This is a genomic window from Pseudomonas sp. FW215-R2 (genome assembly GCF_058789255.1).
Map to the genome: position 1 here is coordinate 436540 of NZ_JBYTBO010000001.1, position 13914 is coordinate 450453.

Sequence of the window (13914 nt, forward strand, 5' to 3'; positions counted from 1 at the left end):
GCCTAGTCTTAACGTTGATCAATCCGTCGGTGATGCCATGAACGCCAAGCGCCCGGCCTGCGCGGCGCCTGCACTCGAAACACCCGCGCCCGCCGCCAGTCAGACCTACAGCTACAGCGACCTGCCCCTGGCGGAGTCGGCCAGCACCGCGCTGGCCGAGGAAGTCGCACTGGCGATTGCCTACAACGGCATCAGCCAGGCCGTGATGCTGGTGACGCCAACCGACCTCGAAGACTTCATCGTCGGCTTCAGCCTGGGCAGCGGCATCATCGAAGACGCCTCGGACATCTATGACCTGCAACTGACCGGTTCAGGCTCGGCGCAATACGCCCAGGTGACCATCGCCAACCGCGCCTTCTGGAATCTCAAGCAGCAGCGTCGGCAACTGGCCGGCACCAGCGGTTGCGGGCTGTGCGGCGTAGAAGCGGTGGAACAGGCGCTGCCCGATCTCAAGGTCTTGCCCGGCGCCCCTTTGCCGCCGATTGAATGGCTCGACGGTTTGCGCCAGCGCATCGGTGCGTTCCAGCCGCTGGGCCAGCATTGCGGCGCGGTACACGCGGCGGTGTTCATGAACGCCAGCGGTGAATTGCTGCTGGGCCGCGAAGACATCGGCCGACACAACGCCCTCGACAAACTGATCGGTGGCCTGATCCGGCAAAAGATATCCACAACCGGCGGCCTGGCGATTGTCACCAGCCGTTGCAGCCTCGAATTGATCCAGAAAGTCCTGCGCGCCGGGATCCAGACCCTCGTCAGTCTGTCCGCGCCCACCGGCCTCGCCGTGCAATGGGCCCGCCGCCACAACCTCAATCTCATCCACCTGCCGCAGAAAAACGCGCCGCGGGTGTATAGCCCAGAAATGGAGAAACACTCGTGAGCCAACACCATCAAGCCGACCAGAAACCCGTCCCGCGCTACAAGCCCTACAAGGGCGCAGCCGGCGGCTGGGGCGCACTGATCAGCGTGGCCCAGGCCTGGTTGACCAGCGACAACGCGCTGAAGAACCTGCGCATGATGCTCAAGACCAACCAGAACGGCGGCTTCGACTGCCCGGGTTGCGCCTGGGGCGACTCGCCGGAAAGCGGCATGGTCAAGTTCTGCGAGAACGGCGCCAAAGCGGTGAACTGGGAAGCGACCAAACGTCGGGTGGACGGCAAGTTCTTCGCCAAACACAGCGTCACCTCGTTACTGGAGCAGAGCGACTACTGGCTCGAATATCAGGGTCGCCTGACCGAGCCGGTGGTGTATGACGCCGAAACCGATCGCTACAAGCCGATCAGTTGGGACGATGCCTACGCGCTGATCGGCAAGCACCTGCAAGCCCTGCCGAGCCCGGACCTGGCCGAGTTCTACACCTCGGGTCGTGCCAGTAACGAAGCCGCCTATTTGTATCAACTGTTCGTGCGCGCCTACGGCACCAACAATTTCCCCGACTGCTCGAACATGTGCCACGAAGCCAGCGGTGTGGCGCTCGCGCAAAGCGTCGGTGTCGGCAAAGGCACCGTAACCTTCGACGATTTCGAACACGCCGATGCGATTTTCGTCTGGGGCCAGAACCCCGGCACCAACCACCCGCGCATGCTCGAACCCCTGCGTGAAGCGGTGAAACGCGGCGCTCAGGTGGTCTGCATCAACCCGCTGAAAGAACGCGGTCTGGAACGCTTCCAGCATCCGCAGCACCCGATCGAAATGCTCACCAACGGCGACAAGCCGACCAACACCGCGTATTTCCGCCCGGCACTGGGCGGTGACATGGCGGTGCTGCGCGGCATGGCCAAGTTCCTGCTGCAATGGGAACGCGATGCGCAGAAGGCCGGTGCGCCGGCGGTGTTCGATCACGACTTCCTCAATGAACACAGCGTCAACGTGCTGGAATATCTCGGTGTCGTCGATGACACGCCGTGGGAGCAGATCGTTGCGCAGTCCGGCCTGACGCTGGTTGAAATCGAGCAAGCGGCGCGCATGTACGCCAAAGGCAAGAACGTGATCATGTGCTGGGCGATGGGCATCACCCAGCACCGCCATTCGGTGCCGACCATCCAGGAAATCGCCAACCTGATGCTGCTGCGCGGCAACATCGGCAAACCCGGCGCCGGTCTGTGCCCGGTGCGCGGTCACAGTAACGTGCAGGGCGACCGCACCATGGGCATCAACGAGCGTCCGCCGGTGGCGTTTCTCGATTCCCTGGAGCGTCGCTTCCAGTTCAAGGTGCCGCGCCACAACGGGCACAACGTGGTTGAAGCGATTCACGCGATGGCCGAAGGCCGCGCCAAAGTGTTCATCGGTCTGGGCGGCAACTTCGCCCAGGCCACGCCGGACAGCCCACGCACCTTCCAGGCCCTGCGCAACTGCGACCTGACCGTGCAGATCAGCACCAAGCTCAATCGCAGCCACCTGGCCCACGGCAAAGACGCATTGATCCTGCCGTGCCTGGGTCGTACCGACATCGACATCCAGACCGAAGGCCCGCAGGCCGTCACCGTGGAAGACTCGTTCAGCATGGTGCACGCCTCCAACGGCCAGTTGCAGCCGCTGTCGAACCAGATGCGCTCGGAGCCGTCGATCATCGCCGGCATTGCCGCCGCGACCTTGGGCAGCAAACCGGTGGACTGGAACTGGCTGGTGGCCGACTACCGGCGCATCCGCGAACTGATCGCCGACACCATCCCGGGCTTCAAGGACTTCAACGAGAAGGTCAAGAACCCGGGCGGTTTCTACCTCGGCAACAGTGCCGGCGCGCGCAAGTGGAACACCACCTCGGGCCGGGCCAACTTCAAGCCGAACATGCTGCCCAAAGACCTGATCCACGAACGCACTCGCGCCACCGGTCAACTGCCGGATCTGATCTTGCAATCAATGCGCTCTCACGATCAGTACAACACCACGATTTATGGTCTCGACGATCGTTATCGCGGGGTGAAGGGACAGCGTGACGTGCTGTTCGCCAACGAGGCGGACATCATCCGTCTGGGCTTCAAGCCTGGGCAGAAGGCTGACATCGTGTCGCTGTGGGACGATGGCCGTGAGCGTCGCGTGAAAGGCTTCACACTGCTGGCGTTCGATATTCCGGCGGGGCAAGCGGCGGCTTATTACCCTGAGGTGAACCCGCTGGTGCCGCTCGAAAGCACCGGGGACGGCAGCCATACGCCGACGTCGAAGTTCATCGCGATCCGGTTGGAAGCGGCGAGCGAGACAGGGCTGATCATGGCCAGGTCGGCCTGACACCAAACTTTTCAGCGCCCACAAAAAAGGCCGCTTTTGTATAAAAGCGGCCTGTCCGAAGCAGTTAAAGACCGGTGAAAATCGGTTAAGTTCCACCCAAAAATCAGTAACTTGCATAATTGTATACAAGTCGTGTTATTCGTCGGATTTCGATTGTCAGCCTTGTTACACAGCCTCAGGATCGCGCCGTCATCCCTTTGAGGCTCCTCTATGAAGTTCTCCCAGATTCTCTTGTTGTCCCTTGGCCTGGTCAGTGGCTTCGCTTCTGCCGGAGGCACCACCGAAGCAGGTGTGGGCGGCGCATTGGGCGGGGTTCTTGGCTCGGTCGTCGGTCAGTCTTTAGGCGGCAGCACAGGTTCAACCATTGGCGCGGCCCTGGGCGGCGCGGGTGGTAGCGCGGTAGGCGCCAACAAACACAGCCGTGGCGAAGCGGCCATTGGCGGTGCGTTGGGCGCAGCCGGCGGTAACGTGGTTGGCCGCAGCATGGGCGGCACCACCGGCAGCCTGATCGGTGCCGCAGCAGGTGGCGGCGCCGGTGGCGCGCTGGGTAACTACATGGGCAACGAGAGTAATCGCGAAGACCGCAGTTACGATCGCGGCCGTGACCGTGGTCGCTACTACCGCGACGACCACCGTGGTCGTGGCCACGCCTATGGCCATCGCAAGCATCACCGCTACTACCGCGACTGAGGCTTGACCTCATTGCCGGTACAGCCAGATCGCAGCTCCCCCGAGCTGCGATTTTTTTTGCCTGTCAAACCGCCAGCCGTTCCAGCGCTCCGCGTAACCCCGCAGGGATCGCCACCGGCTGATTCGATGCACGATCAACGAACACATGCACAAAACGCCCCGCCGCACAGGCTTCATGCTCGCCAGCCTTGAACACGGCCAGCTCGTATTGCACTGAACTGTTGCCCAGTTTGCCGACCCGCAAACCAACTTCGATCAAGTCCGGGAACGCAATCGAGGCGAAGTAATCGCAAGACGAACTCACCACAAACCCCACCACCTCGCCATCGTGGATATCCAGGCCACCGACCTGAATCAGGTAGGTGTTTACCGCCGTATCGAAAAAGCTGTAGTAGGTGACGTTGTTGACGTGGCCATAGGCATCGTTGTCGTGCCAGCGCGTGGTGATCGGCTGGAAATGCGGGTAATCGGCGCGTTGCGGCATCGGGTTGGACATCAGTGTCGATTCCTTGAGTGATCGGCCCAGTCTAAAGGTAAAAACCTTTGCCTCGTGCCGCCAGCTCGCCAATCAGTTGCGCCGGCCGCCATTGATCACCCTGCCGCGTTTCCAGCGCCAGCAGCCGCTTGTGAATGTCTGCCAGCCCCTGATCGTCCGTCCAGGCCATCGGCCCGCCTCTCTCAGCCGGGAAGCCATAGCCGTTCAGGTAAACCTGATCGATGTCATGCGCCGACTCGGCAATCCCTTCCTGCAGAATCTTTGCGCCCTCATTGACCAACGCCAGAAGACAGCGCTCAAGGATCTCCTCAGATCCGATCTCACGGCGATGAAACCCCAGACCTTCACTGACACTCAACACCAGTGCATCCACCTCAGGATCATGTTCGGCCTGACGACTGCCCGGTTCGTAATGGTAGTAACCATTGCCAGACTTCTGCCCGAACCGACCCAACTCGCACAAGCGGTTATCCACCTGAACCTCTGGCGCATCCTGGCCCTTGCCGGCCAGCTCACGAGCACGCCACTCAAGATCGATGCCGACCACGTCGTACATGCGAAACGGCCCCATGGCAAAACCGAAGCCCTGCAATATTGCGTCGATCTGCTGCGGCCAGGCCCCCTCAAGCAGCATCTTGCGCGCCTCGAGCACGTAAGGATGGAGCATGCGATTGCCGATGAATCCGTGGCAGTTGCCCGACACCACACTGACCTTACCCATACGCTTGCCCAGCTCAAGTGCAGCCTCAAGCACGGCTGGCGAGGTCTGTGCACCACGGACTATTTCCAGCAGTTTCATGATGTGCGCCGGGCTGAAGAAATGCAGACCCAGCACTTGCGTCGGTCGTCGTGTCGCGGCGGCAATCGCATCGATGTCCAGTGCCGAGGTGTTGCTCGCCAGCAGGGCTTCGGGTTTCAGCAAGCCATCGAGCTCACGGAAGATCTTCTGCTTGAGTTCGAGATTCTCGTACACCGCTTCGATCACCAGGTCGACATTGCGGATCGCAACATAATCCGCCGCCGCACTGATCCGGGCGATTCGCGCATCGGCCTCGGCCTGATCGATCCGACCCTGACGCACGTTGTGCGCATAGGTATCGGCCACCGTCTTCAGCGCCTGCTCAAGCATCTGTGGATTGTTATCGACCCATTGCACTGACACGCCGGCGTTGGCCAGGCACATGACAATGCCACGGCCCATGGTGCCGGCGCCGATCACGGCGGCCTGCCGAATTTCGAAGGATGTCTGGCTCATTGTTGTTCTCTTGTTGGAGATCCAAAGACAGCCTTCACCATAGTCAGCCAACGGGTATTTTTGAAGTTTATTGCTGTGATGATCGACATTCAGCAAATGGATTCGTTGCTTCAGAGATGCGCCTGAGCCCAAGCCCGCACGTCCGCGTAGGGATACGCCTCCAGCGCCGCATACCCGGAAATGGTCCGTGCCTTGAGCTTGGTGAACAGCGGCACACTGATCCCGCACAGAAAGCGCGTCAGCCGCTCCGCTGAAGGCGCACTGCCTGTCTGCTGCTCATGCCTGTGGATAAAATCGCCGCACAACGCCGAGAAACTTTTATCCACAAGCGCCAGCAATTCCGGAGGCGCCGGGAGCCGGGCAACCTGCCCGTGGCACACCGAGCAATGCCCGCACTGCTCGGGGGCGTTGTGATCACCGAAGTACTCCGCCAGTCGATAGCCCAGGCACCGCTCGGTGGCGAACAATTCGAGCATGGCGTGAATCCGCGCCACTTCGGTCTGTTCGTGGCGAGAGAAATAATCATGTAGCTCGCCACTCAAGACCTGGCTGTCGAAGGCGCTGTGCAGCACGTTGTAGACTTCGGTCATCTGCTTGCTTTCCAGCTCGACCCAGCCTTTCTCCTGGAAGTAATCCAGCGCCTTCACCACACGATTGCGCTCAGCCGAATACTGCGTGTACATCGCCTCGAAATTCACCGTGGCCCAGGTCCGCGCGCGATTCGAGGTCTGGATGATCGCCGCAACGAAATCCCTGCGCTCGCCCTCGAAACGCTCTAGCAGCGCCTCGGGTTCCAGCAGGTATTTGAAACGGTATTCGGCGTAGTACGCGTAGCGCGGGGCAATCAGCCCTCGCAGCTCCAGTTGCACCAGCAACGTCTTCAACGGCAGCGCACGAATGTTGCTCTGATCCGCCAGCGGCCCGAGCAAAAACTCCCACTGACCTTCAGGCGCAGCGGCCTGCAACTCGTCCAGCACATGGCGAATGCCATCGCGCTCCGGCGTGTCGCCGTAGACAAAGTTTTCCAGCACATTGAGGCTGTCGCGGTTGGCCAGCACCAGACAGTCGGACGGTTGCCCGTCACGCCCGGCGCGGCCGATTTCCTGGCTGTAGTTTTCGATGGATTTGGGCAGGTCGAAATGCACCACGTTGCGGATGTCGCTCTTGTCGATGCCCATGCCGAACGCGATGGTCGCGACGATGCAATTGGACTGCCCACCCATGAAGCGCTTCTGAATCGCTTCCCGTTGTTCGTGAGGCAGCCCGGCATGGTAAGCCTCAGCCTGAATGCCATTGCGCCCCAGATGTTCGGCGATGTGTTCGGCGGTTTTCTGCAGAGTGACGTAGACGATGGTCGGCTGGCCCGCCCGCTCGGCCATCCACTGCACCAGCCGTCGCCGCTTATCCTCACCGCGCACCGGCTCCACCAGCAGATTGAGATTGGGCCGATAGAAACCCGTGGTCACAACGTCTTCGGCAGCGATGGCGAATTTCGCCTGCATGTCGGCGATGACTTTCGGTGTTGCCGTGGCGGTCAGCAGCAAGGTTTGCGGGATGTTGAACTGACGCTGGTAGTCCGGCAGCTTGAGGTAATCAGGCCGGAAGTTGTGGCCCCATTCGGAGATGCAGTGGGCCTCATCCACCACCAGCAGCGAGATCGGCACCTGCTGCAAAAAATTGCGAAAACGCTCGTTCTTCAGGCGCTCCACGGAAATCATCAGGATCTTCAGTTCGCCGGAACGGGCACGGGCCATCACATCGTTGGCGTCTTCGCGACTCTGCGCAGAATCAATGCTCCCCGCCGAGATGCCGTGACGTTGCAGAAACGCCAGCTGATCCTGCATCAGCGCGAGCAACGGCGAGACCACCAGCGTCAGGTGCGGCAGCAGGAGAGCCGGCACCTGGTAGCAAAGGGATTTGCCGGAGCCCGTGGGAAAGATCGCCGCCGCCGAGCGCCCGGCCAGCACAGCGCTGATTGCCGCTTCCTGACCGGGTCGAAACTGTGGATAACCGAAAACCTGTTCCAGGGTGTTGTGCATTCGCTGTCACTCCGTTGACCGCTGTGATGCCAACAGCCTAGCGGGCGATCGCAGCGAATCGAGAAAAGGTCGGGGGGCAAATCGATACGGGATGATACAGCGTCGGCAGCTTCGCCACGGGATCAAACAAATGAAACACATTGTTCATCGCCGCGTGAATCGAACCGAGGGTAATGTCCGTCACGCCTCGAGCCAGGACGGCCGATGCGCATGGATTTCTATCAAGGAGTGAACATGTCGAACAACCTGAAACTGCCTGTCGCCCTGGTCTTTGCATCCCTGTTGCTGGGCGCATGCACGCCAGTTCCCGACGGCTTCCCACCACCCTTGGCGATCGCCGTGACAGCGGATGAAGCCTCGTCGGCTTAGCAGCCGCAAGCGCTCTGCTATGGCCGCAATACGGCTACCCGCAATTGCTCATCCAGTACCCGCTCATGCACATCCAGGCTCTTGCTCGCCCACAGTGCATGGGCCGGGCTGATGCCGCCAGTGAATGCCGCCGCCAACTGACGCAAGTCGGCGACGCTGCGCACCCGTGGGCAAAACGCTTGATCGTCACAGTTCTGGCTGGCGTTACGGTAGGTGCTGAGCAAGCGATCCCACAGACCGTCGCGCACTTGTCTGATCGACTTGAGCTGCACTTGCTGCACGCCCAGTCGTTGCTTGAGTCCCGGTTCGTCCAGCGCTTCGCTCGCCAACAGAGCCTTGCCGAAGATCAGCACCTCAGCGCGGGAGGCTGTGTCGATGCTGGCCTGAGTGGTGAGTGCATCGGGCCAACCGCTGCGCTCCAGGTTGGCAAGTGCCAACCCATTGCCCGTGTCGGAGGCCACCGTCAAACGACAACCACTGGCCCACAGCAAAATGATCGAGGCCATTCGTAGCCACTGCATACCTAATTCCCTTTAAGCGTGTGTCGGACGTCTGGAAACGCCCTACGGATTCTGGCGCGCACCATACAGAGGTTTACCGGGAATCACCCGACAAACACGTGGGAAATTTCTCTCCTCAGGGTTTGGCTGTGAAAACGCCGTAAAAACGCGTAGGGCAAATGCCCGAACCCCGGAAAAACCCCTACGAATCCTGTCCATTGTGACTGTCTTGTCCCACTCGATGGCGCCCTTCTATAGTGGCCGGCGCGGCTGAAAACACTGTGTCGGCCGACCGACGCGACTTCGTAAAGGACACGCCTCAATCATGAACATGTTCAAACCGCTGAGTACTCGTTTTCGCCCTCTCAAAACCTGCGACGGCGACATCCCGGTCATGGTCATCGACACCGAAGCCAAACCTGGGGATCTGCTCAATGCTGCCGATCAACGCCTCCGTGCCGCCAGCGATCTGCTGGAAACTCTTTACTGCCTGTGTTTCAAACAGGCCGACGTGAAAGACATCCCCAACATCGTCAATGCGCTGTATTTGTTGACGCAGGACGGCTGTGACTTGCTGGAAGTTGCCAGACAACGAATAAATAACTGACGCTACCCGCTAAATCTACAAAGTTCGCAACAACCCATCGCTTCCATTACTGCAAAGTTCAGAACTAGCCTGTTTGCTCTTACATCAACCAAGAGCAAAAACATGACTACGCTGACTATTTTCTTTTGCGGTACAGGTTCGACAAAGTTTGATAATGCCCATGAAAACTATTGGGATGGCGAGCTGGTCTCCACACTGGCCTCCCATCATACCGGTCGCGAGTTCGCCGAATGGATCGTGGTCGACGGCCCCGGCACCAGCAACCTGCAAGCCGATGAACTGTTCACCCGATCCAAGGACTACGGCCTCAGCGGAACCCTGTTCGGCAAGGGCTGGGAGGAAAACGTCCAGCACGCGATGAACATCATCAAAGGCCAATGCGACTGGCAGCGCGAGCAACTGACCGAAGCGGAATATAACCGCCTCAAGGCTGCTGGCATTCCTATTGAGGACGTAAAAGTCGAGGGCTCCTGGCTGTGGCGCAAATACAACTATGGTGATCGCAGCATCACGCAACAGAAGTTACAAGAGCAAATCATTAAAACGTTCCGCAAGGACGGCGTTATTCCAACAAAGGTCAATCTGGTAGGCTGGAGCCGTGGCGGCATTAGTTGCCATATGCTGGCCAATGCCATGTTCAACGACAGTGCGCTGAAAAACATTCCGGTCAATATCTTTGCCATTGATCCTGTGCCGGGCATCGGTAACTTTCAGGAACACCGGGTGAAGCTCAATTACAACGTAAAAGAGTACGTGGGTTTCTATGCACGGGACGAACGCTCCAAGGGTTTCAGCTGCGTCATCCCGCAAACCGCGACCGGCACCAAAACCAGCATCTTCCCCATGCCTGGCCGTCACGCCACCCTGGTCGGCAACGCCTCCGCCGATGGCAACAGTGGTCCCAAAGTGCTGGCCGAACCCGGCCTCATCGTCCGCCACTTTGCCGAGGTCTGCCTGAAACGCTGGGGCACCGTACTCGACAAAAACCTCAACCTCACCGACGCCACCCTGCGAAACCACACCGCCGCCATCGTCAACGCGGCAGCGAAATACAAGGCCATGGAGAAGTGCTCCTACACCTGGTTCACCGAACTGGATCAGGGTGAACGCTACGTTTCACTGGGCAGCAAAGGCGTCCCGTTCTCGACGGTGAAAGGCACGATCTACACACCGGCGAGCGGGCTGACGACGAGTGTGCTGGATGTTGAGGCGTATCGGGCGATTCGTTGAAAACCGTGATTGATCTGTAGGAACAGCCTGCCCGAATCTGCATCCAGTTCCTACACAAAGCGGCGCCTTGTCTTCTATCGGCGCCGGTGGGCCGAAACCTATAGTTGTGACTGTCGCTGCCAATTCAGCGGCTCGGGCTTGGTCACCCGAATGGATCATGCATTCGCGTCCGCTGTATGCTGCCGGCACTTAATTGCCAGCAGCGTTATGGTGGCTGTGTTTGGGACGCTTTCGAGCGTGCCGGGTATGTGCATGATCCTCACCGGTTGACCAACCCGAACACAGTCGCCTCCAGTCGCTTGGTCACGATGTGGTGGCTTCATTAGAAGCAATTGAGGATCTAAAAAATGAAATCATGGAACGAGCTCCACTCCGATCGCTACCGTCCACTCGACTCCAACCTCACCGACACCAAGCCCCTGGTCATCGACACCGATGCCAATCCGCAAGACATCCTCGAATGCGCCGTCCAGCGCCTGCGTGCATCCAGCGACTTGCTGCAAACCCTCTACTGCCTCTGCTTCAAACACGCCGACGTCGAAGACATCCCGCACATCACCCACGCACTCTACCTGCTGACCAAAGACGGCTATGACCTGCTCCAGGTCGCCCAGCAGCGAATGCTTAACTGGAAAGCGCCGGCCTGAGGCTGAGTGATCGAATCGCTCTCACGCATTACCTGAGAGCGATCTAAAAAACAGCAATCGAACAATGGAGATTCCGGTGAGCAAATTTTTTGATGAGCTGATGGAAAGCGTTAAACAGGCAGACGAAATCTTTCGTCGTGAGCACCGAGCCGACTGCCAATCGAGTTTCGATGGGTTTCCCAAAGAACCCCATCAGCCCAATGATAGGCAACGCATATGTAAGCATCGAAAATCCCGACCGATCCGGGAACACGATTGCGCTACACTGGAATCCAGCACAAAGAGGCATATGACATGAGCGAGTTGACGTTCCAGCAAAAGCAGGCTTATTACGACAAGGTCCGCCGGTCCAACTATCTGGCAAGTCTGCGACTTGAAGGCTTTGATACCACCCGTGCCGACGCTGAAAAACCGCTCCCTTCGCGGGAATCGGTTATCGAAAAATATCGTCAAAACGGCCGTTAATGGTGGACAAGTACGGGGTTGGGCAAGACCCTTATTGTTACCCTGGCACCGATGTTTTGCGTAATTTGCTCAACATCCATTGTGAAGAACAGCTTCAAAAAGCAGAGCGAGAGCTCTCTGAAATCGCAATCAGCCGATTTCATCTTCTCCCCCCTCCCTATGACCTCAGCCGCTTGCAGCACGTCCATGAAGTTCTATTTTGCGACGTCTATGATTGGGCTGGACTGCTGCGTACCGTTAACATCCAAAAAGGCGAAACATCTTTTTGCACTGCGGAGAGGATCCTCCCGGAAGCTGACAAAATTTTTCTCTCTATGGAACGCTCCGCATGGTTCGAGGGGCTGGAAAGGTCAGATCTTGTAGTAAAAGTTGCTGAAGCCTACGGCGATCTGAACGTCATTCATCCTTTTCGCGAAGGCAATGGTCGTGCCCAACGCATTCTTTTTGAGCACATCATCATCAATGCTGGTTTTGCAGTAGATTGGTGGTTGATCAAGGATGAGGCTTGGATTCCGGCAAACATCGATGCTGTGGCATGCGATTACCGGGGCCTTGAGGCAATTTTTGATCGCTGCATTGGCGAAAAGCTTGCATCTTAAGTAGCAGAATTCTGGCAGCTCACACCGTATCGTGCGGGAATAATGGCACTTACTCGATAACTGAACGCCTACAAAAAAGCCGCCCTCAAGAGGCGGCTTTTTCATTCACCAGAACTAAGTCTTACAACTTAGGCCCGGCAGCCTTGATCGCGTCGCTCACGTCAAACTTCTTGAAGTTCTCGATGAACAGACCGGCCAGTGCTTTGGCAGCTTCGTCGTACGCAGCCTTGTCAGCCCAGGTGTTGCGTGGGTTGAGCAGGTTGGTTTCGACGCCCGGTACGGCCAGTGGCACGTCCAGGTTAATGGTATCCAGGTGTTCGGTTTCGGCACCGATCAGTGCACCGCTCTGGATCGCTGCGATCACGGCGCGGGTGGTCGGGATGTTGAAGCGTTTGCCGACGCCGTAACCACCGCCGGTCCAGCCGGTGTTGACCAGGTAGACCTTGGAGCCGAAGCCCTTGATGCGCTTGATCAGCAGCTCAGCGTATTCGCCAGCCGGACGCGGGAAGAACGGTGCGCCGAAGCAGGTGGAGAAGGTCGACTTGATGCCGCTGCCCGAACCCATTTCAGTCGAGCCCACCAGTGCGGTGTAGCCGGACAGGAAGTGGTAAGCCGCTTGCTCGTTGTTCAGGATCGACACTGGCGGCAGTACGCCGGTCAGGTCGCAAGTCAGGAAGATCACAGCGTTAGGCTCGCCGCCCAGGTTCTTCTCGGAACGCTTGGCAACGTGCTCCAGCGGGTAGGCTGCGCGGCTGTTCTGGGTCAGGCTGACATCGGCGTAGTCGGCGTGCTTGGCATCGTCGATCACGACGTTTTCCAGCACAGCGCCGTGCTTGATGGCTTTCCAGATGACCGGCTCGTTCTTCTCGGACAAGTCGATGCACTTGGCGTAGCAGCCGCCTTCGATGTTGAAGACAACGCCTTCGCCCCAGCCGTGTTCGTCGTCACCGATCAGGTAACGGCTTTCGTCGGCGGACAGGGTGGTCTTGCCAGTGCCGGACAGACCGAAGAACAGGGTCACGTCGCCCTCTTCGCCGATGTTGGCAGCGCAGTGCATTGGCAGCACGTCAGCGGCCGGCAGCAGGAAGTTCTGCACGGAGAACATGGCTTTCTTCATTTCACCGGCGTAACGCATGCCGGCGATCAACACTTTTTTCTGTGCGAAGTTGAGGATCACGCAACCGTCGGAGTTGGTGCCGTCACGCTCAGGCACGCACTCGAAGTTGGCCACGTTCAACACTTGCCACTCGTCACGACCGGCCGGGTTGTACTGAGCCGGGTTGATGAACAGGCAACGACCGAACAGGTTCTGCCAGGCAGTCTGGGTGGTCATCTTCACGGCCAGGTAGTGATCTTCGGCCGCGCCTACATGCACGTGGGAAACGAAATGCTCTTGCGCGTTGTTGAATGCTTCAACACGAGCCCACAGCGCGTCGAACTTGTCGGCCGGGAACTTGCGGTTGATCGGGCCCCAGGCGATTGCGTCCTGGGTGGAAGGCTCTTCAACGATGAAACGGTCGACTGGCGAACGGCCGGTGCGGTGACCGGTGCGAACTACCAGAGCGCCGGTATCGGCAAGCTCGCCTTCACCGCGTTTCAGGGCTTCTTTTACCAGATCATCAACACTCAGATCGGTGTACACGGCGTTATTGGCTTGCGTCATGAGGTTCCCCGTCGGCCAGTGGCCGAGTGTGCTCCAAACGTTTTGTAGTAGAAAGTCGTGCACTACTACCGCGAAAAAAGTGGGCCGGATTATGCCAGAAAAGCCCAAAAAGAGTAGGGCCCTCCCGTCGTA

14 protein-coding genes are annotated in these 13914 nt (G+C 58.8%); 9 read left to right on the plus strand and 5 right to left on the minus strand.

What is annotated here, in order from left to right:
• Nucleotides 1-37 precede the first annotated feature (37 nt).
• The 3 genes from fdhD to AC3WRD_RS01925 all read left to right on the plus strand — a co-directional run bounded on the left by fdhD (nucleotide 38) and on the right by AC3WRD_RS01925 (nucleotide 3912).
• Nucleotides 38-877, plus strand: coding sequence for a formate dehydrogenase accessory sulfurtransferase FdhD (gene fdhD, locus AC3WRD_RS01915; RefSeq protein WP_096821921.1), 840 nt, complete (start codon nucleotides 38-40; stop codon nucleotides 875-877).
• Complete coding sequence (locus tag AC3WRD_RS01920; protein WP_096821920.1) at nucleotides 874-3222, plus strand: FdhF/YdeP family oxidoreductase; 2349 nt, start codon at nucleotides 874-876, stop codon at nucleotides 3220-3222. The genes fdhD and AC3WRD_RS01920 overlap by 4 nt, the downstream gene beginning before the upstream one ends.
• Nucleotides 3223-3432: 210 nt before the next feature.
• On the plus strand, nucleotides 3433-3912 hold the full coding sequence (locus tag AC3WRD_RS01925) for a glycine zipper domain-containing protein (protein WP_096821919.1): 480 nt from the start codon (nucleotides 3433-3435) through the stop codon (nucleotides 3910-3912).
• 64 nt (nucleotides 3913-3976) lie between these two features.
• On the opposite strand, the gene AC3WRD_RS01930 is transcribed toward AC3WRD_RS01925, so the two are convergent.
• The 3 genes from AC3WRD_RS01930 to AC3WRD_RS01940 all read right to left on the minus strand — a co-directional run bounded on the left by AC3WRD_RS01930 (nucleotide 3977) and on the right by AC3WRD_RS01940 (nucleotide 7702).
• Nucleotides 3977-4408: an acyl-CoA thioesterase gene (locus AC3WRD_RS01930; RefSeq protein ID WP_096821918.1), complete on the minus strand. Its 432-nt coding sequence runs from the start codon at nucleotides 4406-4408 to the stop codon at nucleotides 3977-3979.
• 31 nt (nucleotides 4409-4439) lie between these two features.
• Entirely contained in the window at nucleotides 4440-5663 is a 1224-nt protein-coding gene (locus AC3WRD_RS01935) for a 3-hydroxyacyl-CoA dehydrogenase (RefSeq protein WP_102620608.1), read from the minus strand.
• 110 nt (nucleotides 5664-5773) lie between these two features.
• Entirely contained in the window at nucleotides 5774-7702 is a 1929-nt protein-coding gene (locus AC3WRD_RS01940; protein WP_102620607.1) for a RecQ family ATP-dependent DNA helicase, read from the minus strand.
• 234 nt (nucleotides 7703-7936) lie between these two features.
• Here AC3WRD_RS01940 and AC3WRD_RS01945 point away from each other — a divergent pair, with 234 nt between their 5' ends.
• Nucleotides 7937-8071: a hypothetical protein gene (locus AC3WRD_RS01945; RefSeq protein ID WP_256580603.1), complete on the plus strand. Its 135-nt coding sequence runs from the start codon at nucleotides 7937-7939 to the stop codon at nucleotides 8069-8071.
• A 17-nt stretch (nucleotides 8072-8088) separates the two neighbouring features.
• Here AC3WRD_RS01945 and AC3WRD_RS01950 read toward each other — a convergent pair whose 3' ends face one another.
• Nucleotides 8089-8592 (minus strand): polysaccharide deacetylase, encoded by a 504-nt coding sequence (locus AC3WRD_RS01950; protein WP_102620606.1) that lies wholly within the window; start codon nucleotides 8590-8592, stop codon nucleotides 8089-8091.
• A gap of 304 nt (nucleotides 8593-8896) precedes the next feature.
• Between AC3WRD_RS01950 and AC3WRD_RS01955 the strand changes: the two genes are divergently transcribed.
• The 5 genes from AC3WRD_RS01955 (at nucleotide 8897) to AC3WRD_RS01975 (ending at nucleotide 12119) form a co-directional block, all read left to right on the plus strand.
• A complete protein-coding gene (locus tag AC3WRD_RS01955) occupies nucleotides 8897-9178 on the plus strand; it encodes a hypothetical protein (protein WP_173861333.1) in 282 nt (93 codons plus the stop codon).
• Between the two features lie 102 nt (nucleotides 9179-9280).
• On the plus strand, nucleotides 9281-10408 hold the full coding sequence (locus tag AC3WRD_RS01960) for a hypothetical protein (protein WP_102620605.1): 1128 nt from the start codon (nucleotides 9281-9283) through the stop codon (nucleotides 10406-10408).
• A gap of 347 nt (nucleotides 10409-10755) precedes the next feature.
• On the plus strand, nucleotides 10756-11055 hold the full coding sequence (locus AC3WRD_RS01965; RefSeq protein WP_102620604.1) for a hypothetical protein: 300 nt from the start codon (nucleotides 10756-10758) through the stop codon (nucleotides 11053-11055).
• Between the two features lie 294 nt (nucleotides 11056-11349).
• A complete protein-coding gene (locus AC3WRD_RS01970; RefSeq protein WP_096821911.1) occupies nucleotides 11350-11520 on the plus strand; it encodes a YhfG family protein in 171 nt (56 codons plus the stop codon).
• The gene (locus AC3WRD_RS01975; protein ID WP_102620602.1) at nucleotides 11520-12119 is read left to right on the plus strand and encodes a putative adenosine monophosphate-protein transferase Fic; all 600 of its coding nucleotides are present in this window, start codon (nucleotides 11520-11522) and stop codon (nucleotides 12117-12119) included. Before AC3WRD_RS01970 ends, AC3WRD_RS01975 begins: the two co-directional genes overlap by 1 nt.
• A gap of 121 nt (nucleotides 12120-12240) precedes the next feature.
• Here AC3WRD_RS01975 and AC3WRD_RS01980 read toward each other — a convergent pair whose 3' ends face one another.
• Nucleotides 12241-13782 carry a phosphoenolpyruvate carboxykinase gene (locus tag AC3WRD_RS01980; RefSeq protein ID WP_102620601.1) on the minus strand — a complete coding sequence of 514 codons (1542 nt, stop codon included), beginning with the start codon at nucleotides 13780-13782 and terminating at the stop codon, nucleotides 12241-12243.
• Nucleotides 13783-13914 lie beyond the last annotated feature (132 nt).

What these genes read in the sequence shown, in the direction of transcription:
- AC3WRD_RS01935 (WP_102620608.1), bottom strand. Translation starts at nt 5,663, where the DNA reads ATGAGCCAGACATCCTTCGAAATTCGGCAGGCCGCCGTGATCGGCGCC.
- AC3WRD_RS01975 (WP_102620602.1), top strand. Translation starts at nt 11,520, where the DNA reads ATGGTGGACAAGTACGGGGTTGGGCAAGACCCTTATTGTTACCCTGGC.
- AC3WRD_RS01955 (WP_173861333.1), top strand. Translation starts at nt 8,897, where the DNA reads ATGAACATGTTCAAACCGCTGAGTACTCGTTTTCGCCCTCTCAAAACC.
- AC3WRD_RS01930 (WP_096821918.1), bottom strand. Translation starts at nt 4,408, where the DNA reads ATGTCCAACCCGATGCCGCAACGCGCCGATTACCCGCATTTCCAGCCG.
- AC3WRD_RS01925 (WP_096821919.1), top strand. Translation starts at nt 3,433, where the DNA reads ATGAAGTTCTCCCAGATTCTCTTGTTGTCCCTTGGCCTGGTCAGTGGC.
- AC3WRD_RS01960 (WP_102620605.1), top strand. Translation starts at nt 9,281, where the DNA reads ATGACTACGCTGACTATTTTCTTTTGCGGTACAGGTTCGACAAAGTTT.
- AC3WRD_RS01945 (WP_256580603.1), top strand. Translation starts at nt 7,937, where the DNA reads ATGTCGAACAACCTGAAACTGCCTGTCGCCCTGGTCTTTGCATCCCTG.
- AC3WRD_RS01970 (WP_096821911.1), top strand. Translation starts at nt 11,350, where the DNA reads ATGAGCGAGTTGACGTTCCAGCAAAAGCAGGCTTATTACGACAAGGTC.
- AC3WRD_RS01950 (WP_102620606.1), bottom strand. Translation starts at nt 8,592, where the DNA reads ATGCAGTGGCTACGAATGGCCTCGATCATTTTGCTGTGGGCCAGTGGT.
- AC3WRD_RS01965 (WP_102620604.1), top strand. Translation starts at nt 10,756, where the DNA reads ATGAAATCATGGAACGAGCTCCACTCCGATCGCTACCGTCCACTCGAC.
- AC3WRD_RS01940 (WP_102620607.1), bottom strand. Translation starts at nt 7,702, where the DNA reads ATGCACAACACCCTGGAACAGGTTTTCGGTTATCCACAGTTTCGACCC.
- fdhD (WP_096821921.1), top strand. Translation starts at nt 38, where the DNA reads ATGAACGCCAAGCGCCCGGCCTGCGCGGCGCCTGCACTCGAAACACCC.
- AC3WRD_RS01980 (WP_102620601.1), bottom strand. Translation starts at nt 13,782, where the DNA reads ATGACGCAAGCCAATAACGCCGTGTACACCGATCTGAGTGTTGATGAT.